The following is a 23,111-nucleotide window of genomic DNA, read 5'->3' as shown; positions in this document are numbered from 1 at the left end:
CATTAACTCTCTGTAAAGGCATACAAAATGCAAGCTTTTGATCTGCATCGCATGGCGCTCGATAAAGTGCCTGTCGATTTTCTCTGGGAAGTGGCGCTGCGCAGTGTATATACCTTCGTGCTGGTGTTTATCTTTCTCAAAATAACCGGTCGTCGCGGCGTGCGGCAGATGTCGCTGTTTGAGGTGCTGATCATTTTGACGTTAGGATCGGCTGCGGGGGACGTGGCGTTTTACGATGACGTGCCACTGCTACCGGTAATGGTGGTCTTTGTCACGCTTGGCTTACTTTACCGGCTGGTAATGTGGCTCATGTCGCACAGCGAAAAGCTGGGGGATTTGCTCGAAGGAAAACCGGTGATTGTAGTGGCCGATGGCGAACTGGCGTGGGAGAAGCTGGCTGCCGAAAACATGACTGAATTTGAGTTCTTCATGGAATTGCGCCTGAGTGGCATTGAACATCTGGGGCAAATCAAACGGGCCATTATGGAAACCAACGGGCAAATTAGCGTCTATTACTTCAGTGATGATGAGGTCAAACCGGGCCTGCCGATCCTGCCGGGTAAGTGCGTAGAGCGCTTCACGGTCATGCCGGAAGAGAACGAATACGCCTGCACACAATGCAGCGCGATTTTTCAACTGCGAGCCGGTGATAAGCAATTATGTGAACGCTGCGGCAATCCTGAATGGGCGAAAGCCAGCCGGGCAAAACGCGTGACCTGACAGGCAAAATGTCGGTATTGTGTCGTCAAGCTGGCAGATTCTGTTGTGTGAGCTTCATTGCATTTTCCTGCTCACAAGTTTTAGCCATTGCGGCCTGTGTCACTGAATGGTAAAACCGATAGCCACAGGAAACACTTATGCCTGCGGGCAGATAACTTGTATAGCGTGGTGAGGGGAAATGACTCAGGTCTTTAATTTTAGTTCAGGTCCGGCAATGCTTCCGGCAGATGTGCTCAAACTGGCCCAACAGGAACTGTGTGACTGGCAGGGGCTGGGTACTTCAGTGATGGAAATCAGCCATCGCGGCAAAGAGTTCATCCAGGTGGCTGAAGAAGCAGAAAAAGATTTCCGTGACCTGCTCAATATTCCTTCCAACTATAAAGTGCTGTTTTGCCACGGCGGTGGTCGCGGTCAGTTTGCGGGTGTTCCGCTGAACCTGCTGGGCAACAAAACCACTGCAGACTACGTTGACGCGGGCTATTGGGCCGCAAGTGCGGTGAAAGAAGCCAACAAATATTGCACGCCAAACGTTATCGACGCTAAAACCACCGTTGACGGTCTGCGCGCGGTTAAACCGATGCGCGACTGGCAACTCTCGGACAACGCGGCCTATCTGCACTATTGCCCGAATGAAACCATCGACGGCATCGCCATTGATGAAATGCCAGACTTCGGTAAAGACGTGGTGGTTGCGGCGGATTATTCCTCAACGATTTTGTCGAGCCCAATTGATGTCAACCGTTTCGGCGTGATTTATGCTGGCTCACAGAAAAATATCGGTCCGGCTGGCCTGACGCTGGTTATCGTGCGTGAAGATCTGCTGGGTAAAGCCCATACAGCCTGCCCGTCGATTCTCGATTACACCGTGCTCAACGACAATGATTCAATGTTCAATACCCCGCCGACCTTCGCCTGGTATCTGGCCGGACTGGTCTTTAAATGGCTGAAAGAGCAGGGCGGCGTGGCGGTAATGGATCGTATCAACCAGCAGAAAGCCGACTTGCTGTATGGCACCATCGACAAAAGCGATTTCTACCGCAATGACGTGGCGGCGGCTAACCGTTCACGCATGAACGTGCCATTCCAGTTGGCGGATAGCGCACTGGACAAACTGTTCCTCGAAGAATCCTTCGCTGCAGGTTTGCATGCGCTGAAAGGCCACCGTGTGGTCGGCGGTATGCGCGCGTCTATTTACAACGCTATGCCGTTGGCTGGCGTACAGGTGCTGACCGACTTTATGAAAGAGTTCGAACGCCGCCACGGTTAAGATCTACGTTTTCATCCCCGCAGCGTGCCTGCGGGGTTTTTATTTTCTGCTTTTGAGAGTTGAGTTTCATGGAATCCCTGACGTTACAACCCATCGCGCGCGTAGACGGCACCATCAATTTACCCGGATCTAAAAGTGTTTCAAATCGCGCCTTGTTACTGGCGGCTTTGGGCCGAGGCACCACTGTACTGACCAATTTGCTCGACAGCGACGATGTGCGCCATATGCTCAATGCCCTGACCGCGTTAGGCGTTCAGTACACCCTTTCCGCTGATCGTACGCGTTGTGAAGTGGTTGGCAACGGCGGCCCGCTGAACGCGGATGCCTCGCTGGAACTGTTCCTCGGCAATGCCGGAACGGCGATGCGTCCACTGGCGGCGGCGCTGTGCCTTGGTGGCAATGATATCGTGCTGACCGGCGAGCCGCGCATGAAAGAGCGTCCGATAGGTCATCTGGTTGACGCATTGCGTCAGGGCGGGGCGCAGATTGATTATCTGGAGCAGGAAAACTATCCGCCGCTGCGCCTGAAAGGGGGCTTTACCGGCGGTGAAGTGGCGGTCGACGGCAGCGTCTCCAGCCAGTTTCTGACGGCGCTGTTGATGACGGCACCGCTGGCTCCGCAGGATACCCTTATCACCATCAAGGGCGATTTGGTGTCGAAACCGTATATCGACATCACACTGCACCTGATGAACACGTTCGGTGTGAGCGTGGATAACCAGAACTACCAGCGTTTCGTCGTGAAAGGTGGGCAGCATTATCAGTCACCGGGTGCTTATCTGGTGGAAGGCGATGCGTCTTCTGCGTCTTATTTCCTTGCGGCGGGCGCGATCAAAGGCGGCACGGTGAAAGTGACCGGTATCGGTCGCAACAGCGTACAGGGCGATATTCGTTTTGCCGACGTACTGGAAAAAATGGGCGCAACCGTGACCTGGGGCGATGACTTTATTGCCTGCACGCACGGTGAACTGAATGCTATCGATATGGACATGAACCATATTCCTGACGCCGCGATGACCATCGCCACCGCCGCGCTGTTTGCCAAAGGCACCACGACGTTGCGTAACATCTACAACTGGCGCGTGAAAGAAACCGACCGCTTGTTCGCGATGGCGACTGAGCTGCGTAAAGTCGGTGCAGAAGTGGAAGAGGGCGAAGATTACATTCGCGTAACGCCGCCTGCGCAGTTGAGCTTCGCGGAAATCGGCACGTATAACGATCACCGCATGGCGATGTGTTTCTCGCTGGTGGCTTTGTCCGACACGCCGGTCACTATTCTTGATCCGAAATGTACCGCGAAAACCTTCCCGGACTATTTCGAACAATTGGCGCGCATCAGCACCCTCGCATAATGCCTCTTGCGCTACGTTTGCAGACGTAGCGCAGAATTACGCTTCCTGACGTTACCTCTGTACATTTCTTCTACACTCACCTTCAAACAATCTGTAATTTGCACGCAACAGTAACGGTTACTGGCAATGGCGCGTATAATGCGCGGCGTTTATGTAACTGACGCCTTGAATGAAGGAGAGAACGATGACGGCAATTGCCCCGGTAATCACCATTGATGGGCCAAGCGGTGCGGGTAAAGGCACCTTGTGCAAAGCAATGGCGGAAGCATTGCAATGGCATCTGTTGGATTCAGGTGCGATCTATCGCGTGCTGGCTCTGGCGGCATTACATCATCACGTTGACGTGACCTCAGAAGAGGCGTTGGTGCCGTTGGCGGCACACCTTGACGTGCGTTTCGTGTCCACCGATGGCAACCTTGAAGTTATCCTGGAAGGTGAAGACGTTAGCGGCGAAATTCGAACTCAGGATGTGGCGAACACCGCCTCTCAGGTCGCTGCATTCCCCCGTGTGCGTGAAGCGCTACTGCGCCGCCAGCGTGCCTTCCGCGAAGCTCCTGGGCTGATTGCTGATGGCCGTGACATGGGCACTGTCGTTTTCACTGATGCACCGGTCAAAATTTTCCTTGACGCCTCCGCGGAAGAACGTGCTCAACGCCGCATGCTACAGTTGCAGGAAAAGGGCTTTAGTGTTAACTTTGAACGCCTTTTGGTCGAGATAAAGGAACGTGACGACCGCGATCGCAACCGTGCGGTGGCCCCGTTAGTTCCGGCTGCTGATGCTTTAGTGTTGGATTCAACACGATTAAGCATTGAGCAAGTGATTGAAAAAGCGCTACAATACGCGCGCCAAAAACTGGCTGCTGTCTGATTAAAAAGACAGGTGAGCCTCAGAATTTGTAGTACCCCCGCTGCAATGGATTGTGAGTGGGTATGTTAAACAACCCCATCCGACATGGTGTCAGGTGGACGTTAAATCTAACTTCGAAGATTAAACATGACTGAATCTTTTGCTCAACTATTTGAAGAATCCTTAAAAACAATCGAAACCCGTCCGGGTTCCATCGTTCGTGGTGTTGTTGTTGCTATCGATAAAGATATCGTACTGGTTGACGCCGGTCTGAAATCTGAATCCGCCATTCCGGCAGAGCAGTTCAAAAACGCACAGGGCGAGCTGGAAATCCAGGTCGGTGACGAAGTTGACGTTGCGCTGGACGCAGTAGAAGACGGCTTCGGTGAAACCCTGCTGTCCCGTGAGAAAGCTAAGCGTCACGAAGCTTGGATCACGCTGGAAAAAGCATACGAAGACGCTGAAACTGTTGTTGGTGTTATCAACGGCAAAGTTAAAGGTGGCTTCACTGTTGAGCTGAACGGTATTCGTGCGTTCCTGCCAGGTTCACTGGTAGACGTGCGTCCAGTTCGCGATACGCTGCACCTGGAAGGCAAAGAGCTTGAGTTCAAAGTTATCAAGCTGGACCAGAAGCGTAACAACGTTGTTGTTTCCCGTCGTGCTGTTATCGAATCTGAAAACAGCGCAGAACGCGATCAGCTGCTCGAAAACCTCCAGGAAGGCATGGAAGTTAAAGGTATCGTTAAGAACCTCACTGACTACGGTGCATTCGTTGATCTGGGCGGCGTAGACGGCCTGCTGCACATCACTGACATGGCGTGGAAACGCGTTAAACACCCAAGCGAAATCGTGAACGTTGGCGACGAAATCACTGTTAAAGTGCTGAAGTTCGACCGCGAGCGTACCCGTGTTTCTCTGGGTCTGAAGCAGCTGGGCGAAGATCCATGGGTAGCTATCGCTAAGCGTTACCCGGAAGGTACCAAACTGACCGGTCGTGTAACCAACCTGACTGACTACGGCTGCTTCGTTGAAATCGAAGAAGGCGTTGAAGGCCTGGTACACGTTTCCGAAATGGACTGGACCAACAAAAACATCCACCCATCCAAAGTTGTTAACGTTGGTGACGTAGTGGAAGTTATGGTTCTGGACATCGACGAAGAACGTCGTCGTATCTCCCTGGGTCTGAAGCAGTGCAAAAACAACCCATGGCAGCAGTTCGCAGAAACCCACAACAAGGGCGACCGCGTTGACGGTAAAATCAAGTCTATCACTGACTTTGGTATCTTCATCGGTCTGGACGGCGGCATCGACGGCCTGGTTCACCTGTCTGACATCTCCTGGAACGTTGCAGGCGAAGAAGCAGTACGTGAATACAAGAAAGGCGACGAAATCGCTGCAGTCGTTCTGCAGGTTGACGCAGAGCGTGAGCGCATCTCCCTGGGCGTGAAACAGCTGGCTGAAGATCCGTTCAACAACTGGGTTGCTGTGAACAAGAAAGGCGCTATCGTTAACGGTAAAGTCACTGCAGTTGACGCTAAAGGCGCAACCGTAGAACTGGCCGACGGCGTTGAAGGTTACCTGCGTGCTTCTGAAGCATCACGTGACCGCGTTGAAGATGCCACTCTGGTTCTGAACGTAGGCGACGACGTTGAAGCTAAATTCACCGGTGTTGACCGTAAGAACCGTGCAATCAGCCTGTCTGTTCGTGCTAAAGACGAAGCTGATGAGAAAGATGCTATCGCGACTGTTAATAACAAACAGGAAGAAAGCAACTTCTCTAGCGCAATGGCTGAAGCTTTCAAAGCAGCTAAAGGCGAGTAATCAGGTTACTCTTTACGAGTAACTTGACAGATTGCAGGATTCGTCCTGTAATCAACAACAAAGGGCGGCTACGGCCGCCCTTGTTTAAGTTGTCAGCTAATACTTTCCTGAAAGGAAACCGGAGGAATCATGACCAAGTCAGAGCTCATTGAAAGACTTGCAAGCCAGCAATCTCACGTCCCTGCGAAAGCGGTTGAAGATGCTGTGAAAGAGATGCTGGAGCATATGGCCTCTACGCTAGCCCAAGGCGAGCGCATTGAAATCCGCGGTTTCGGCAGCTTCTCTTTGCATTACCGTGCCCCACGCGTTGGGCGCAACCCGAAAACAGGCGATAAAGTTGAGCTGGAAGGTAAATACGTTCCACACTTTAAGCCGGGTAAAGAATTGCGCGATCGCGCCAATATTTACGAGTGAGTTACTGCGGGTCTCCCGCTAACTTGAACGTGAGAAAAGCACCTACGGGTGCTTTTTTCGTTTTTGCCCTCCGCGATGCGAAATCATTTCACCGGCTATTTCTGAACGCTTCTCGCAATTTATTGATTTCATCCAGCAACAACGCATTTTCCCTGGAACCGCGCTCGCAGGTCCCACTTTATCCTGGCGACTCTACTGCTTAAACCCGTGACACTTGGGATGACAAGGAGGTGTCATGCGGTTACCGACAATAGCTCTCAGTGCCATTATTGGCATTTCCCCACTGCTTTGGTTACCTGAATTACCCTCGGTTTTTGCAACAGGCGCGATAACGGTACTGGCGATTGTGCTTTGCATGAGAGAAGGCCGACTTAGAGTCTTAGGGCTGACGATGATCTTTTCCTGCTGGGGCATATTTGCGGCTCAGAAGATGGTGTTATCCGCGAATACGTTATCCGGGAAACGGGTTGAGGCAGAGGTCGTGATTACGGCAACAGACGGTGAAATGACCTATTACGGTAAAATGCAGCGTATTAATGGGGAGCGTCAGTTCCCAGCGCCAGGTATCGTCCTGTATGGTCAATCCCTGCCTCAGAGTGCGTGTGTGGGCCAGGTTTGGCAGATGAACATCCACACGCGAGCGGTACACGGGCAACTTAACGATGGCATGTTTGACAGCCAACGGCATGCTCTATCATTGCACCGCCCACTAACCGGACGCTTTACTCAGGCAAGTGTTCTGAAGTCTGAATGCAATCTGCGGTCGGTTGCTGTTGCGTCACTGACGAATGCTCTTGCTCCTTATCCCTGGCAGCAGGTGATGTTGGCATTGGCCGTTGGGGAGCGGGCAACGGTGCCCGCTGAAATTAAATTACTCCTGCAACAAACCGGTACTTCTCATCTCATGGCTATTTCCGGGCTGCATATCTCTTTGGTGGCCATGCTGGGATGGGCGATCATGCGAGGGTTGCAAAGTGTCCTGCCATGCCGATGGATTGGCTGGCGACTACCGTTACTTATTAGTGTAATCACTGCATCGAGCTATGCCTGGCTCAGCGGATTGCAGCCTCCTGCTTTGCGAACCATTATCGCGATGGTCATCTGGTTGTTGCTGCGCGTCAGTGGGCGTCGCTGGTCAGCATGGGATGTGTGGTTGTGCTGTATTGCAGCCATCCTTGTCATGGACCCTCTGGCTGTGCTGGCGCAAAGTTTATGGCTATCGGCCTTTGCCGTGGCGACACTCATTTTTTGGTATCAGTGGGTGCCGTACCGACGCGTACGACGCAGTGTGTTGCTTAATGCCATCGGAAGTTTGCTGCATTTGCAGTTGGGGTTAATGCTGCTCCTGCTACCGTTACAGGTCATTATTTTTCACGGTGCAACGTGGACATCTTTACCGGCTAATCTTGTCGCTGTCCCATGGGTAACATTGGGCGAGATCCCACTCTTATTAACAGGAATGGCCCTGCATCTTGTTGGGGCTGTTAGTGCGGAGAACTGTGTCTGGTTTTTAGCTGACCGATTGCTGGAAGGGGTGTTTTGGTTTTTGCGCATTTTGCCGCAGGGCTGGCAGGATATCGATAGTTGCTGGCAGGGTATCGTTATTGCGCCATGGGCGATGATTATTTTCTGGCGGTTAAACGGCTGGAGAAAGTGGCCTGCGTCGGCTGCGGCTTGTGGCGCAATCCTCACGCTGCCTTTTTGGCGCACGCAGCCAGCGGACGAGTGGTCACTGACGATGCTGGATGTCGGGCAGGGGTTGTCAATTGTCATCAGTCGCCATGGCAAAGCTCTCCTTTATGACACAGGGCTTGCCTGGCCGGGGGGAGACAGCGCTCAACAATTGATCGTCCCTTGGCTGCGTTGGCACCATCTACAGCCAGAAGGCATTATTCTCAGCCATGAGCATCTTGATCATCGGGGAGGACTGGAAACGCTACTGAAAACCTGGCCGTCTTTATGGGTCAGAAGCCCGCTCGGCTGGGAAAACCATCAACCCTGTTTTCGAGGTGAAAGCTGGCGCTGGCAGGGGCTCACGTTTCGTGCAGTTTGGCCGCTGCCGGGAACCATGGAAAAAGGGAATAACCGCTCCTGCGTGGTGAGGGTTGATGACGGGCGTCATAGCGTATTGCTGACGGGAGATATTGAAATTCCGGCAGAAATGTCCATGCTAAACCATTACTGGCAGCATCTTGCGTCTACAATTTTTCAGGTGCCACATCATGGCAGCTCGACCTCCTCCTCGCCCACATTATTACAACGGGTTGGAGGACAGGCGGCGCTGGCGTCAGCAGCGCGTTACAACGCGTGGCATTTTCCATCGAATAAGGTGAAAGCGCGTTATCTGCAGCGGCAATATCAGTGGTTCGATACGCCTCATCAGGGGCAGGTAACGGTCAATTTTTCAGCAGAAGGTTGGCGAATCCAGAGCTTACGCGATCAAATATTCCACCGCTGGTATCATCAGTGGTTTGGCGATGCCCGTGATAACGGGTAGAATGTGCGGCTATCTCAACATAAGCTGGTTTTTTGAATGCAGAACGACAAAGATCTTTCGACGTGGCAGACTTTCCGCCGACTTTGGCCAACGATTGCGCCTTTTAAAGCGGGCCTCATCGTGGCTGCGGTCGCGTTAATTTTTAATGCCGCCAGCGATACCTTCATGCTGTCGCTTCTTAAACCATTACTGGATGATGGTTTTGGTAAAACGGATCGCTCTGTGCTGCTGTGGATGCCGCTGGTTGTGATCGGGCTGATGATCCTGCGTGGTGTTACTAGCTACATATCCAGTTACTGTATTTCATGGGTGTCCGGTAAGGTTGTAATGACCATGCGCCGTCGCCTGTTTGGTCACATGATGGGCATGCCCGTCTCGTTCTTCGACAAACAGTCCACCGGCACGCTACTTTCTCGCATCACTTATGACTCTGAGCAAGTTGCCTCGTCTTCTTCCAGTGCGCTGATTACCGTGGTGCGTGAAGGGGCGTCGATTATTGGCCTGTTCATCATGATGTTCTGGTATAGCTGGCAGTTGTCGGTGATCCTCATCGTACTGGCGCCGATCGTCTCTATTGCGATCCGCGTGGTCTCCAAACGCTTCCGTAGCATCAGTAAGAATATGCAAAACACGATGGGGCAAGTGACCACCAGTGCAGAGCAAATGCTGAAAGGGCACAAAGAAGTGCTGATGTTTGGTGGCCAGGGCGTTGAAACCAAACGCTTCGATAAAGTCAGCAATAAAATGCGTCTGCAAGGGATGAAGATGGTTTCTGCGTCTTCCATTTCTGACCCGATTATTCAGCTGATTGCTTCTCTGGCACTGGCGTTCGTGCTTTATGCAGCCAGTTTCCCGAGCGTAATGGAAACACTGACTGCGGGTACGATCACCGTTGTTTTCTCGTCGATGATTGCCCTGATGCGTCCGCTGAAATCGCTGACTAACGTCAACGCCCAGTTCCAACGCGGGATGGCAGCCTGCCAGACACTGTTCGCTATCCTTGATACCGAACAAGAGAAAGACGAAGGCACCCTTGAAGTGAAGCGTGCGATTGGTAACGTTGAATTTAACGATGTGACGTTCACTTATCCTGGGCGTGAAGTGCCTGCACTGCGCAACATCAATCTGAGTATTCCTGCCGGGAAAACGGTGGCATTGGTGGGGCGTTCCGGTTCGGGTAAATCTACCATGGCAAGCCTGATCACTCGTTTCTACGATGTGGATAAAGGCGGCATCGTGCTCGACGGGCATGATATTCGTGAATATACCCTGGCTTCACTGCGCGATCAGGTGGCGTTGGTCTCACAGAACGTGCATCTGTTCAACGATACCGTGGCGAATAATATCGCCTATGCCCGCACTGATCTTTACAGCCGTGAAGATATCGAGAAGGCCGCCAAAATGGCTTACGCCATGGACTTCATCAGTAAAATGGATAACGGTCTGGATACCATTATTGGTGAGAATGGCGTCCTGCTTTCTGGCGGTCAGCGCCAGCGTATCGCGATTGCGCGTGCGCTGCTGCGTGATAGCCCAATCCTGATTCTGGATGAAGCGACCTCTGCGCTGGATACGGAATCCGAACGTGCGATTCAGGCCGCCCTCGACGAACTGCAGAAAAACCGTACTTCACTGGTGATTGCTCACCGTCTGTCTACTATCGAAAAAGCCGATGAAATCGTCGTTGTCGAAGATGGACAAATTGTTGAGCGCGGTAGCCATCAGGATCTGCTGGAACATCGTGGCGTGTACGCTCAACTGCATAAAATGCAATTTGGGCAATGATCGCACGCATCTGGTCCGGCGAATCTCCGCTCTGGCTGCTGTTGTTGCCGCTTTCCTGGCTATATGGCCTGGTCAGCGGCATCATTCGACTCAGCTATCGTTCAGGCATTAAAAAAGCCTGGCGTGCGTCCGTACCCGTTGTGGTGGTGGGAAATCTCACTGCAGGCGGTAACGGTAAAACGCCTGTTGCCATCTGGCTGGTCGAGCAACTTCAACAGCAGGGCATAAAAGCGGGTGTTGTATCCCGCGGCTATGGCGGGAAAGCCGCGCAGTATCCTTTGTTGCTCAATGCGCAAACCACAACAGCCGAAGCCGGTGATGAACCTGTTTTGATTTATCAGCGTACCGGTGCGCCTGTAGCGGTTTCTCCTAACCGCTGCGATGCCGTTCAGGCGTTACTTGCTGCTCACGACCTGCAAATTATTATCACCGATGATGGCCTCCAGCATTACCGCCTCGCCCGTGATATTGAAATTGTTGTGATTGACGGCGTTCGTCGCTTTGGTAACGGCTGGTGGTTACCAGCGGGGCCAATGCGTGAGCGGGCGTCACGTCTGAAAAGTGTGGATGCCATTATTGTTAACGGCGGTGTCCCTCGTGCAGATGAAATTCCAATGCAATTGCGTCCTGCGTTTGCCGTCAATCTCAAGACGGGGGAAAAACGCGATGTTTCAACCCTGACTGACGTTGTTGCAATGGCGGGTATTGGTCATCCACCGCGATTTTTTGCCACACTGGAAAGTTGTGGCGTGCAACCGGTGAAAACCGTTGCTCTGGCAGACCATCAGGTATTAAGCGCCACAGATGTACAGGCGCTGGCAACCAACAGACAGACACTGCTGATGACGGAAAAAGATGCGGTGAAATGCCGTGCCTTTGCGAGAGATAACTGGTGGTATTTACCCGTGGACGCCGTCTTTGACGACGCGCGTGCCCCACAATTGATTCAGCAACTTGTGAGTCTGGCGCAGCGCTAATTTATCGCGTGCGATGCAGGCAAAGCTGACGAGGGAGTCTAATGTCAGAAGCAACGCTTTCTCTAACTGCCGCACGCCACCTTCATCTTGCCGCACAGGGGTTGCTCAAAAAGCCCCGTCGACGCGCACAGCCCGACGATATTCTTTCTACCATTCAACGCATGTCGCTCCTGCAAATCGACACCATCAACGTTGTCGCCCGTAGCCCGTATTTGGTGCTATTCAGCCGCCTGGGCGGTTATCCGCAACAGTGGCTTGATGAGGCATTAAGTCGGGGCGATTTGATGGAGTACTGGGCCCATGAGGCCTGCTTCCTGCCAAAAACAGACTTTGCTCTGGTCCGTCATCGTATGCTCGCGCCCGATAAAATGGGCTGGAAATATCGCAAAGAGTGGATGGAAGAAAATGCCGCCGAAATTCAGGCGCTGCTTGAGCATATTCATCATAATGGTCCGGTTCGTTCAGCAGATTTCGAGCACCCACGCAAAGGGACAAGCGGCTGGTGGGAATGGAAACCGCATAAGCGGCATCTCGAAGGGCTGTTTACATCGGGCAAAGTGATGGTGATTGGTCGTCACAATTTTCAGCGCATTTATGATTTGACCACACGCGTGATGCCGCACTGGAATGATGAACGCGATCTCCTGTTGCAGGCGGAAGCCGAAGAGTTGATGTTACAAAACAGCGCACGCAGTTTGGGCATTTTCCGTGGACAGTGGCTGGCGGATTATTATCGTTTACGCCAGCCAGCGTTATCTGATTTGCTTGCGCGCTGGCAGGAAGAAGGAAGGGTCATTCCGGTTGAGGTCGAAAAACTGGGTTTGATGTGGTTGCACGCAGACTTACTCCCTCAGCTTGACGCAGCGCTGGCAGGGAAATTAACCGCGACCCATAGCGCGGTGCTATCACCGTTTGATCCCGTGGTTTGGGACCGCAAACGCGCCGAGCAACTGTTCGACTTTACCTATCGCCTGGAATGCTATACGCCCGCGCCAAAACGCCAGTACGGCTATTTTGTGTTGCCACTGCTGCATCAGGGAAGACTTGTCGGGCGTATGGACAGCAAAATGCACCGTAAGACGGGCGTACTTGAAATTTTTGCTGTCTATTTGCAAGACGGCGTTCGGGTGAGTCAGACGCTCGAAAAAGGGCTGATGCAGGCCATCAATGATTTTGCACGCTGGCAAGGTGCCACACGTATTGAACTTAACCACCGTCCAGGCGAACTTTTCAGCACTCAGCCGACGGGATGGGAAATTGACGTCGCATAAACGGCCTCTGTGCTATGCTGCGGCAATACTTTTTAGGTCCATCTGGAGGAACTATGGATCACCGCTTACTTGAAATCATCGCTTGCCCGGTTTGCAACGGTAAGCTCTATTACAGTCAGGATAAACAAGAGCTTATCTGCAAACTCGACAGCCTGGCTTTCCCGCTGCGCGACGGGATCCCCGTGTTGCTGGAAAACGAAGCCCGTCCATTGAGCGCAGAAGAGAGCCATCCATGAGTTTCGTTGTCATTATTCCCGCACGCTTTGCCTCCACCCGTCTGCCGGGTAAACCGTTGCAGGACATCAATGGGAAACCCATGATTGTCCATGTGCTGGAAAGAGCGCGCGAATCGGGCGCTGAGCGTATTATTGTCGCTACCGATCACGAGGAAGTGGCGCGTGCGGTCGAAGCGGCAGGCGGCGAAGTCTGTATGACTCGTGCCGATCATCAGTCAGGGACCGAACGCCTGGCGGAAGTGGTGGAAAAATGCGGTTTCAGCGATGACACGCTGATCGTCAACGTTCAGGGCGACGAGCCCATGATCCCTCCGGTGATCATTCGGCAGGTCGCTGATAATCTGGCTGCCAGCCAGTCCGGCATGGCGACACTCGCGGTGCCTATCCACGACGCGGAAGAAGCGTTTAACCCGAATGCGGTTAAAGTGGTGATGGATGCGCAGGGCTTTGCGCTCTATTTCTCCCGCGCGACCATCCCGTGGGACAGAGACCGCTTCGCCAAAAGTCGTGAAGTCATCGGTGATACGCTGCTGCGTCACATCGGTATCTACGGCTACCGCGCCGGGTTTATTCGTCGCTATGTCACCTGGACACCAAGCCCACTGGAGCAAATCGAAATGCTCGAACAGCTGCGTGTGCTGTGGTACGGCGAAAAAATTCACGTTGCCGTGGCGAAAGAAGTGCCGGGCACTGGCGTTGATACCCCGGAAGATCTCGCTCGCGTACGCGCCGAACTGCGCTAGTCGCTTCCTCCCCTCTGCCTTGAGGGGAGTTTTTCCCGCTCTGTTTTCCCTCGTTTTATTGCCTTGTTTTTGATCTTATCCGGTGACATCTCCGGCGTCGGCGCTCATTATAAAAACAGTAGTCTTCACAGGGGTAACCAGATATGGACCAACTGCGGGCCGAACTGAGCCACCTGCTGGGCGAGAAGCTAAGCCGGGTGGAGTGCGTGAGTGAGAAAACGGATTCATCACTGTGGTCTTTATACGATGCTCAGGGCCACCCAATGCCGCTACTGGCAAAAAGTTTCACCACGCCAGGACTGGCGCAGCAACTGGCGTGGAAGGTCTCGACTCTGGCCCGCAGCGGCACGGTTCGCATGCCGGTGGTTTACGGAGTGATAACGCATGATGAACATGCCGGGCCGGATATTCTTTTGCTGGAGCGTCTGCGTGGCGTACCGGTTGAAGCGCCCGCCAGAACACCCGACCGCTGGGAACAACTCAAAGATCAAATCGTCGAAGCGCTGCTGGGATGGCATCGACAGGATAGCGGGGGCTGCGTCGGCACCGTTGACAGCACGCAGGAAAATCTCTGGCCACTCTGGTATCGCCAGCGTGTGGAAATGCTCTGGAGCACGTTGAATCTCTACAACAACACCGGACTGACGATGCAGGACAAGCGCATTCTTTTCCGCTCCCGTGAATGTCTGCCCGCGTTGTTTGATGGTTTTAATGATAACTGCGTGCTGGTTCACGGGAATTTTACGTTACGCAGCATGCTAAAAGACTCCCGTAGCGATCAATTGCTGGCGATGGTTGGGCCGGGTATCACCCTGTGGGCCCCGCGTGAATATGAGTTATTCAGATTGTCGGAAAGCGGGTTGGCAGAGGGGCTGTTGTGGCATTATCTTCAGCGCGCGCCAGTTGCGGAAGCATTCATGTGGCGGCGCTGGTTGTATTTGTTATGGGATGAAGTTGCCCAGTTGGTGAACACCGGGCGTTTTAGTCGTGAAAATTTCGATTTGGCGACAAAATCGTTACTGCCCTGGCTCACCTGAGCTGCCTTTCAGCCATTGCCAAATACGGCCCAGAGTTTCATAACCCACGCGGTCGCTGTGCATTAACCAGACAGGGGACGGGATGAGTCGTTCCCACGGGTTTAATGGCGAATCTATAGCCAGCTGGTTTGCTGGCGCAGGTAACGGATGCAATCCCGCGTGGCGGAAGAAAATCATCGCGCGGGGCAAATGAGAAGCCGATGTCACCAACAGGAAGGGGGCGTCGCCAATCGCCTGCTTAACCGCAGCAGCCTCTTCTTCCGTGTCTTTCGGTTTATCCAGAACGATAATCTCGCTGCGCGGTACGCCAAGACTTTCTGCGACACGTGCACCGGCTTCCCCGGTACTCACAGGGTTGGTCAGCGCCGCAGCTCCGGTGAAGATAAGTTTGGCGCCAGGGTTTTGCTGCCATAAACGAATGCCTTCGGCGAGGCGGGGCAAACTGTTACTGATCAGGTTTGAGCTGGGGGCCCAATCAGGGTTCCAGGTATAGCCTCCGCCGAGCACCACAACGTACTCTACGCGATCTGTTCCTCGCCATGTCGGATAGGTGTTTTCGATCGGTTTTAGCAAACCGTCCGCGACCGGTTGCAGGCTTAAAAGCAGAAGCGCCAGCCAGCCAATGCTAAGACAAATCTTGCCACTGCGCTGGAATCGACTGAACCAAAGCAGCCCCAGGCCGAGCGCCATGAGCAACAGCAACAAAGGCAACGGTAGAATCATACCGCCGATGAACTTCTTTAGCGCAAAAAGCATCCGTATTGGTTCCTTTTTTAACCATCTGATAGGGGATATGCACGGATATTACACCAGATAGCTTCCCTCTCGCTGTGGGTATGACAAAATAGCGCCTTTGTAATGGGCAAACGGAGTCCGGCGTGCAGGATCGCAATTTTGACGGCATCGCGGAAAGATTTTCGCGCAATATCTATGGCACGACCAAGGGCCAGCTGCGTCAGGCGATCTTATGGCAAGATTTAGACATTTTGCTGGATTCCTTTGGTGACGAGCCATTGCAGGTGCTGGACGCGGGCGGTGGTGCCGGACAAACGGCAATTCGTATGGCAGAGCGGGGGCATCATGTTACCCTATGCGACTTGTCCGCTGAGATGATTGCGCTGGCAAAGCAGGCCGCCGAAGAGAAAGGTGTGAGCCACAACATGCATTTTGTACAATGTCCGGCGCAGGAAATTGCGGGGCATTTGGAAAGGCCGGTTGATCTGATATTGTGCCATGCGGTACTGGAATGGGTGGTTGACCCACAAGCGGTTCTAGACGCGCTGTGGTCAGCATTACGTCCCGGCGGTGCGTTGTCGTTAATGTTCTACAATGCTAACGGTCTGTTGATGCATAACATGGTCGTGACGAACTTTGACTACGTCGATGCGGGCATGCCGAAGACCCGAAAACGCAAGCTGTCGCCGAACTATCCAAGACAGCCGCAGCAGGTTTACGACTGGCTGCATGCCGCAGGCTGGCAAATTACTGGCAAAACAGGCGTACGAGTCTTTCACGATTATCTGCGTGAAAAACATAAGCAGCATGAGCGCTACGAACAACTGTTGGCACTGGAAACACGCTATTGCCGAGAAGAACCCTGGATTAGCCTGGGTCGCTATATTCATGTCACCGCGCGAAAACCGCAGGTAGATACAAGGACTAACGATGAGTGATTTTTCCCAGACAGTCCCCGAACTGGTTGCCTGGGCCAGAAAAAATGATTTTTCGATCTCGTTGCCGGTCGACAGGCTTTCATTTCTGATGGCCGTGGCAACGCTGAACGGCGAACGACTGGAAGGCGAGCTTACCGAAGGTGAGCTGATTGATGCTTTCCGTCACGTCAGTGATGCGTTTGAGCAAACCAGCGAAACCATCAGCGTGCGCGCGAACAACGCGATCAACGATATGGTGCGTCAACGTCTGCTGAACCGCTTTACCAGCGAAATCACCGAAGGCAACGCTATCTACCGATTGACACCTCTCGGCATCGGGATAACGGACTATTACATTCGCCAGCGTGAATTCTCAACGCTGCGCCTGTCAATGCAGCTGTCTATTGTCGGCGGTGAGCTGAAACGCGCGGCGGATGCGGCAGAAGAGGACGGGGATGAATTTCACTGGCATCGCAATGTCTATGCGCCTCTGAAGTATTCCGTTGCGGAAATCTTCGACAGTATCGATCTCACGCAGCGCCTGATGGATGAACAGCAACAAACGGTGAAAGATGATATCGCCCAGTTGCTGAACAAAGACTGGCGCGCGGCTATCTCCAGTTGTGAAATGTTGCTGTCAGAAACCTCCGGCACGCTGCGTGAACTGCAAGATACGCTGGAAGCCGCAGGCGACAAACTCCAGGCAAACCTGATGCGTATTCAGGATTCCACCATGACGCACGACAATCTGCATTTTGTCGATCGTCTGGTGTTCGATTTGCAAAGCAAACTCGATCGTATCGTCAGTTGGGGCCAGCAGGCTATCGACCTGTGGATCGGTTACGATCGCCATGTGCATAAATTTATTCGTACCGCTATCGATATGGATAAAAACCGCGTCTTCGCCCAGCGTCTGCGTGTGTCAGTACAGAACTATTTTGACGCCCCATGGGCGCTGACGTATGCCAACGCAGATCGTCTGTTCGATATGCGTGACGAAGAGATGATGCTGCGTGATGAAGAGGTGACCGGGGAGCTTCCGCCGGACCTGGAGTACGAAGAGTTTAACGAAATCCGCGAGCAGTTGGCGGCGCTCATCGAAGAGCAACTGGTTATCTACAAAAACAAAGGACTGCCACTGGATTTAGGTCTGGTCGCGCGCGAATACCTCGCGCAATACCCACGCGCCCGTCATTTCGACGTTGCGCGTATCGTGGTCGATCAGGCCGTCCGTTTGGGCGTAGCACAAGCAGATTTCACCGGACTGTCGCCTAAGTGGCAGCCGATTAATGATTACGGAGCCAAGGTACAGGCACATGTCATCGACAAATATTGAACACGTGATGCCAGTTAAGCTGGCACAGGCTCTGGCCAATCCGTTATTCCCGGCGCTGGATAGTGCTCTGCGTTCAGGCCGTCATATCGGTCTGGATGAACTGGACAACCATGCTTTCCTGATGGATTTCCAGGAATATCTGGAAGAGTTTTACACTCGCTACAACGTGGAGCTGATTCGCGCGCCGGAAGGTTTCTTCTATTTGCGCCCGCGTTCCACGACGCTTATTCCTCGTTCGGTGTTGTCCGAAGTGGACATGATGGTCGGCAAAATCCTCTGTTATCTCTATCTCAGCCCGGAACGTCTGGCGAATGAGGGGATTTTCACTCAGCAGGAACTGTATGACGAACTGCTGAGCCTCGCCGATGAAGCCAAGCTGATGAAGCTGGTGAATAACCGTTCCACCGGTTCGGACCTCGACCGGCAAAAACTGCAGGAAAAAGTGCGTTCTTCCCTGAGCCGTCTGCGCCGACTGGGCATGGTGTGGTTTATGGGTCACGACAGCAGTAAATTCCGCATCACCGAAGCCGTTTTCCGCTTTGGGGCGGATGTACGCTCTGGTGACGACGCCCGCGAAGCGCAGTTGCGCATGATCCGCGATGGTGAAGCGATGGCGATTGAAAACCATCTGCAGCTCAATGACGAGAACGACGATGCGCAGCCGGATACGGATAGCGGGGAGGAAGAATAATGATTGAACGCGGTAAATTTCGTTCATTAACCCTGATTAACTGGAACGGCTTTTTCGCCCGTACTTTTGATCTCGATGAACTGGTTACGACGCTTTCGGGCGGTAACGGGGCCGGTAAATCCACCACCATGGCGGCATTTGTCACGGCGCTGATCCCCGATCTGACGCTGCTGCATTTCCGTAACACCACCGAAGCCGGTGCGACCAGCGGTTCACGCGACAAAGGTCTGCACGGTAAGTTGAAAGCCGGTGTCTGTTATTCGATGCTGGACGTAATCAACTCTCGTCATCAGCGTGTGCTGGTGGGGGTGCGTTTGCAGCAGGTTGCCGGACGTGACCGTAAAGTGGACATTAAGCCGTTCGCGATCCAGGGTCTGCCGATGTCATTCCAGCCGACGGAGCTGGTGACTGAAACGCTGAACGATCGTCAGGCTCGCGTCCTGACCCTTCAGGAGCTGAAAGACAAGCTCGAAGGGATGGAAGGCGTCCAGTTCAAACAGTTTAACTCCATCACCGACTATCACTCGTTGATGTTCGATTTGGGCGTTGTCGCCCGTCGTCTGCGCTCTGCGTCTGACCGTAGCAAATACTACCGCTTGATTGAAGCCTCGCTGTACGGCGGGATTTCCAGCGCCATTACCCGCTCGCTGCGCGACTACCTGTTGCCAGAAAACAGCGGCGTGCGTAAAGCATTCCAGGATATGGAAGCTGCGCTGCGTGAAAACCGCATGACGCTGGAAGCGATCCGCGTAACGCAGTCGGATCGCGATCTGTTTAAACACCTGATTTCAGAAGCGACCGATTACGTGGCTGCGGATTACATGCGCCACGCCAACGAACGTCGCGTGCATCTCGACAAAGCGCTGGAGTTCCGCCGCGAATTATACACCTCGCGCAAACAGCTGGGGGCGGAGCAGTTTAAACACGTCGATATGGCGCGTGAACTGCAAGAGCACAGTGGGGCAGAAGGCGACCTGGAAGCGGATTACCAGGCCGCGAGCGATCACCTGAACCTGGTGCAGACCGCATTGCGCCAGCAGGAAAAAATCGAGCGCTACGAAGCGGATCTCGACGAACTGCAGATCCGTCTTGAAGAACAAAATGAAGTGGTGGCCGAAGCTGCCGAACAGCAAGAAGACAACGAAGGTCGTGCCGAAGCTGCTGAACTGGAAGTGGATGAGCTGAAAAGCCAGCTTGCCGATTACCAACAAGCGCTGGATGTGCAGCAGACGCGTGCGATTCAGTACAGTCAGGCATTACAAGCACTGCAACGCGCGAAAGAACTTTGCCACTTGCCGGATCTGAACCCGGAAAGCGCTGACGAATGGCTCGATACGTTCAAAGCGAAAGAGCAGGAAGCCACCGAAAAACTGCTGTCTCTCGAACAAAAAATGAGTGTGGCGCAAACTGCCCATAGCCAGTTTGAGCAGGCTTATCAGCTTGTCGCGGCAATCAATGGTCCGTTGGGCCGTGATGAGGCGTGGGATATCGCCCGTGACTTGTTGCGCGAGGGCGTGAATCAGCGCCATCTGGCGGAGCAAACCAACCCGCTGCGCGGACGACTGAACGAGCTGGAGCAGCGTCTGCGTGAGCAGCAAGATGCCGAGCGTTTGCTGGCTGAATTCTGCAAGCGTCAGGGCCGTCACATCGAAATCGACGAACTGGAAGCGTTGCATCAGGAATTAGAAGAACGCATCTCCGCTTTGTCGGACAGCGTTTCTTCTGCCAGTGAACAGCGCATGACGCTGCGTCAGGAACTCGAGCAGTTGCAGGGCCGGACGCAAACGTTGCTGCAACGCGCACCTGTCTGGCTTGCTGCACAAAGCAGCCTGACTCAGCTTTGCGAGCAGAGCGGCGAAGCATTCGAATCCAGTCAGGACGTGACGGAATTCATGCAGCAACTGCTGGAGCGTGAGCGCGAAGCGATTGTTGAACGTGATGAAGTCGGTAACCGCAAGCGCGCTGTTGATGACGAAATCGAGCGTTTAAGCCAGCCAGGCGGTTCGGAAGATCAGCGCCTCAATGCGCTGGCCGAACGTTTTGGCGGCGTGCTGTTGTCTGAAATTTATGATGACGTCAGCCTTGACGATGCGCCGTACTTCTCCGCGCTGTATGGCCCGTCGCGTCACGCGATTGTGGTACAGGATCTGTCGCTGATCGCTGATCAGCTTGAAGGCCTGGAAGATTGTCCGGAAGATCTCTATCTCATCGAAGGGGATCCACAATCCTTCGATGACAGCGTGTTCGCCGTTGATGAGCTTGAAAAAGCCGTGGTGGTGAAAACCGCCGATCGTCAATGGCGTTATTCACGTTTCCCTACGCTGCCGTTGTTTGGTCGTGCGGCACGTGAAAACCGTATCGAAACGCTGCATGCCGAGCGCGAAACTCTCTCTGAACGTTTTGCGACACTGTCGTTTGACGTGCAGAAAACTCAGCGTCTGCATCAGGCATTCAGCCGCTTTATCGGCAGCCATTTAGCTGTCGCGTTTGAAGCGGATCCGGAAGCGGAAATTCGCAAACTGAATACCCGCCGTGGTGAGCTGGAGCGTGCGCTCAGCAATCATGAAAATGACAACCAACAGAGCCGCGCTCAGTTTGAGCAGGCGAAAGAGGGCGTTGCACAGCTTAACCGTTTGCTGCCGCGCCTCAATCTGTTGGCAGATGAAACGCTGGCCGACCGCGTCGATGAAATTCAGGAACGTCTGGACGAAGCGCAGGAAGCCGCGCGCTTTATTCAACAGCACGGCAATCAGCTGGCAAAACTCGAGCCAATGGTTTCCGTTCTGCAAAGCGACCCTGAGCAGTTTGAACAGTTAAAAGAAGATTACGCGTATTCGCAGCAAGTGCAGCGTGACGCACGTCAGCAGGCGTTTGCCCTGACGGAAGTCGTTCAGCGTCGTGCGCACTTTGGTTATACCGACTCGGCAGAAATGCTCAACGGGAATACCGATCTCAACGAGAAACTGCGTCAGCGCCTTGAACAGGCAGAAGCGGAACGTGCTCGCGCGCGTGAAGCTCTGCGTAATCACGCAGCACAGCTGAGCCAGTACAGTCAGGTCATGGCGTCGTTGAAGAGTTCTTACGATACCAAAAAAGAGCTGCTGACCGATTTACATCGTGAACTGCAAGATATCGGTGTGCGTGCAGACAGTGGCGCGGAAGAGCGTGCGCGTTCACGCCGTGACGAGCTGCATACGCAACTCTCCAACAACCGTAACCGCCGTAATCAGCTTGAGAAAGCATTGACCTTCTGTGAAGCGGAGATGGATAACCTGACCCGTAAATTGCGCACCCTTGAGCGTAATTATCTTGAAATGCGTGAGCAGGTCGTCAGTGCGAAAGCGGGCTGGTGTGCGGTGATGCGTCTGGTGAAAGACAATAACGTTGAACGTCGTCTGCACCGCCGTGAGTTGGCTTACCTTTCTGCAGACGATCTGCGTTCAATGTCGGATAAGGCGCTCGGTGCGCTGCGTCTGGCGGTCGCGGACAACGAACACCTGCGCGATGTGCTGCGTATGTCGGAAGATCCGAAGCGTCCTGAGCGTAAAATCCAGTTCTTCGTGGCGGTTTATCAACACCTTCGCGAGCGTATTCGTCAGGATATTATCCGTACCGACGATCCAGTTGAAGCCATCGAGCAGATGGAAATCGAACTGGGCCGTCTGACGGAAGAACTGACGGCGCGTGAACAGAAACTGGCCATCAGCTCTCGCAGCGTGGCCAATATCATTCGCAAGACCATTCAGCGCGAGCAGAACCGTATTCGTATGCTCAACCAGGGTCTGCAAAGCGTGTCGTTCGGCCAGGTCAACAGCGTGCGTCTGAACGTCAATGTGCGTGAAGCTCACTCCACGTTGTTGGAAGTGCTTGCTGAACAGCACGAACAGCATCAGGACTTGTTCAAAAGCAACCGCCTGACCTTCTCCGAAGCGCTGGCGAAGCTTTATCAACGCCTGAATCCGCAGATCGATATGGGTCAGCGTACGCCGCAGACTATCGGTGAAGAACTACTGGACTACCGTAACTATCTGGAGATGGAAGTCGAAGTTAACCGTGGTTCCGACGGCTGGCTGCGTGCAGAGTCTGGGGCGCTTTCTACCGGTGAAGCTATCGGTACAGGTATGTCGATTCTGGTGATGGTCGTACAGAGTTGGGAAGATGAAGCTCGCCGTCTGCGTGGCAAAGATATTTCGCCATGCCGTCTGCTGTTCCTTGATGAAGCGGCACGTCTGGATGCCCGTTCCATCGCCACGCTGTTTGAACTGTGTGATCGTCTGGAAATGCAGCTCATTATCGCGGCACCGGAAAATATCAGTCCGGAAAAAGGCACCACCTATAAACTGGTGCGTAAGGTCTTCCAGAATACCGAACACGTTCACGTGGTCGGCTTGCGTGGTTTCGCACCACAACCCCCGGAAATCTTGCCTGGCACGGCCGATGCTTCGTAACAGTAAATAGGTATTTT

The 23,111-nt window shown here is 53.5% G+C and carries 18 protein-coding genes; 17 read left to right on the top strand and 1 reads right to left on the bottom strand.

Going from position 1 to position 23,111, the window contains the following annotated elements; genetic code table 11:
- The first annotated feature begins 27 nt into the window (after positions 1-27).
- From VH187_RS08485 to VH187_RS08425, 13 genes are all read left to right on the top strand, one after another.
- Complete coding sequence (locus tag VH187_RS08485; protein WP_329701021.1) at positions 28-720, top strand: DUF421 domain-containing protein; 693 nt, start codon at positions 28-30, stop codon at positions 718-720.
- Between the two features lie 178 nt (positions 721-898).
- Entirely contained in the window at positions 899-1,987 is a 1,089-nt protein-coding gene (gene serC / locus VH187_RS08480) for a 3-phosphoserine/phosphohydroxythreonine transaminase (RefSeq protein WP_329701020.1), read from the top strand.
- A 68-nt stretch (positions 1,988-2,055) separates the two neighbouring features.
- Positions 2,056-3,339, top strand: a complete 1,284-nt coding sequence (aroA, locus tag VH187_RS08475; protein WP_329701019.1) for a 3-phosphoshikimate 1-carboxyvinyltransferase — start codon at positions 2,056-2,058, stop codon at positions 3,337-3,339.
- 184 nt (positions 3,340-3,523) lie between these two features.
- Complete coding sequence (gene cmk, locus VH187_RS08470) at positions 3,524-4,207, top strand: (d)CMP kinase (RefSeq protein WP_329701018.1); 684 nt, start codon at positions 3,524-3,526, stop codon at positions 4,205-4,207.
- Positions 4,208-4,333: 126 nt separating this feature from the next.
- Positions 4,334-6,007 carry a 30S ribosomal protein S1 gene (gene rpsA / locus VH187_RS08465; protein WP_329701017.1) on the top strand — a complete coding sequence of 558 codons (1,674 nt, stop codon included), beginning with the start codon at positions 4,334-4,336 and terminating at the stop codon, positions 6,005-6,007.
- A 129-nt stretch (positions 6,008-6,136) separates the two neighbouring features.
- Complete coding sequence (gene ihfB, locus VH187_RS08460) at positions 6,137-6,421, top strand: integration host factor subunit beta (RefSeq protein WP_329701016.1); 285 nt, start codon at positions 6,137-6,139, stop codon at positions 6,419-6,421.
- A 235-nt stretch (positions 6,422-6,656) separates the two neighbouring features.
- Entirely contained in the window at positions 6,657-8,918 is a 2,262-nt protein-coding gene (locus VH187_RS08455) for a ComEC family protein (RefSeq protein WP_329701015.1), read from the top strand.
- A gap of 36 nt (positions 8,919-8,954) precedes the next feature.
- Positions 8,955-10,703 (top strand): lipid A ABC transporter ATP-binding protein/permease MsbA, encoded by a 1,749-nt coding sequence (msbA, locus tag VH187_RS08450; protein ID WP_329701014.1) that lies wholly within the window; start codon positions 8,955-8,957, stop codon positions 10,701-10,703.
- Complete coding sequence (lpxK, locus tag VH187_RS08445; RefSeq protein ID WP_329701013.1) at positions 10,700-11,680, top strand: tetraacyldisaccharide 4'-kinase; 981 nt, start codon at positions 10,700-10,702, stop codon at positions 11,678-11,680. Before msbA ends, lpxK begins: the two co-directional genes overlap by 4 nt.
- A 41-nt stretch (positions 11,681-11,721) precedes the next feature.
- Positions 11,722-12,951, top strand: a complete 1,230-nt coding sequence (locus tag VH187_RS08440) for a winged helix-turn-helix domain-containing protein (RefSeq protein ID WP_329701012.1) — start codon at positions 11,722-11,724, stop codon at positions 12,949-12,951.
- Positions 12,952-13,004: 53 nt separating this feature from the next.
- Positions 13,005-13,187 carry a protein YcaR gene (ycaR, locus tag VH187_RS08435; protein ID WP_097163568.1) on the top strand — a complete coding sequence of 61 codons (183 nt, stop codon included), beginning with the start codon at positions 13,005-13,007 and terminating at the stop codon, positions 13,185-13,187.
- Positions 13,184-13,930, top strand: coding sequence for a 3-deoxy-manno-octulosonate cytidylyltransferase (gene kdsB, locus VH187_RS08430; RefSeq protein WP_329701011.1), 747 nt, complete (start codon positions 13,184-13,186; stop codon positions 13,928-13,930). The genes ycaR and kdsB overlap by 4 nt, the downstream gene beginning before the upstream one ends.
- A gap of 143 nt (positions 13,931-14,073) precedes the next feature.
- The gene (locus VH187_RS08425) at positions 14,074-14,967 is read left to right on the top strand and encodes a YcbJ family phosphotransferase (protein WP_329701010.1); all 894 of its coding nucleotides are present in this window, start codon (positions 14,074-14,076) and stop codon (positions 14,965-14,967) included.
- Here the strand turns inward: VH187_RS08425 and elyC are convergent.
- On the bottom strand, positions 14,947-15,723 hold the full coding sequence (elyC, locus tag VH187_RS08420) for an envelope biogenesis factor ElyC (RefSeq protein WP_329701009.1): 777 nt from the start codon (positions 15,721-15,723) through the stop codon (positions 14,947-14,949). The two genes, VH187_RS08425 and elyC, sit on opposite strands and share 21 nt — an antisense overlap.
- Before the next feature lie 122 nt (positions 15,724-15,845).
- Between elyC and cmoM the strand changes: the two genes are divergently transcribed.
- The 4 genes from cmoM to mukB are packed head-to-tail and all read left to right on the top strand — an operon-like array spanning position 15,846 to position 23,094.
- The gene (gene cmoM / locus VH187_RS08415; RefSeq protein ID WP_329701008.1) at positions 15,846-16,640 is read left to right on the top strand and encodes a tRNA uridine 5-oxyacetic acid(34) methyltransferase CmoM; all 795 of its coding nucleotides are present in this window, start codon (positions 15,846-15,848) and stop codon (positions 16,638-16,640) included.
- Complete coding sequence (gene mukF, locus VH187_RS08410) at positions 16,633-17,955, top strand: chromosome partition protein MukF (protein WP_329701007.1); 1,323 nt, start codon at positions 16,633-16,635, stop codon at positions 17,953-17,955. Before cmoM ends, mukF begins: the two co-directional genes overlap by 8 nt.
- On the top strand, positions 17,936-18,646 hold the full coding sequence (gene mukE, locus VH187_RS08405; RefSeq protein WP_329701006.1) for a chromosome partition protein MukE: 711 nt from the start codon (positions 17,936-17,938) through the stop codon (positions 18,644-18,646). Before mukF ends, mukE begins: the two co-directional genes overlap by 20 nt.
- The gene (gene mukB / locus VH187_RS08400; protein ID WP_329701005.1) at positions 18,646-23,094 is read left to right on the top strand and encodes a chromosome partition protein MukB; all 4,449 of its coding nucleotides are present in this window, start codon (positions 18,646-18,648) and stop codon (positions 23,092-23,094) included. The genes mukE and mukB overlap by 1 nt, the downstream gene beginning before the upstream one ends.
- The last annotated feature ends 17 nt before the right edge of the window (positions 23,095-23,111 follow it).

It is taken from the genome of Scandinavium sp., assembly GCF_036271055.1.
In the GTDB taxonomy this organism is placed as follows: domain Bacteria; phylum Pseudomonadota; class Gammaproteobacteria; order Enterobacterales; family Enterobacteriaceae; genus Scandinavium.
This window is presented reverse-complemented; position numbering and strand designations above follow the sequence as displayed.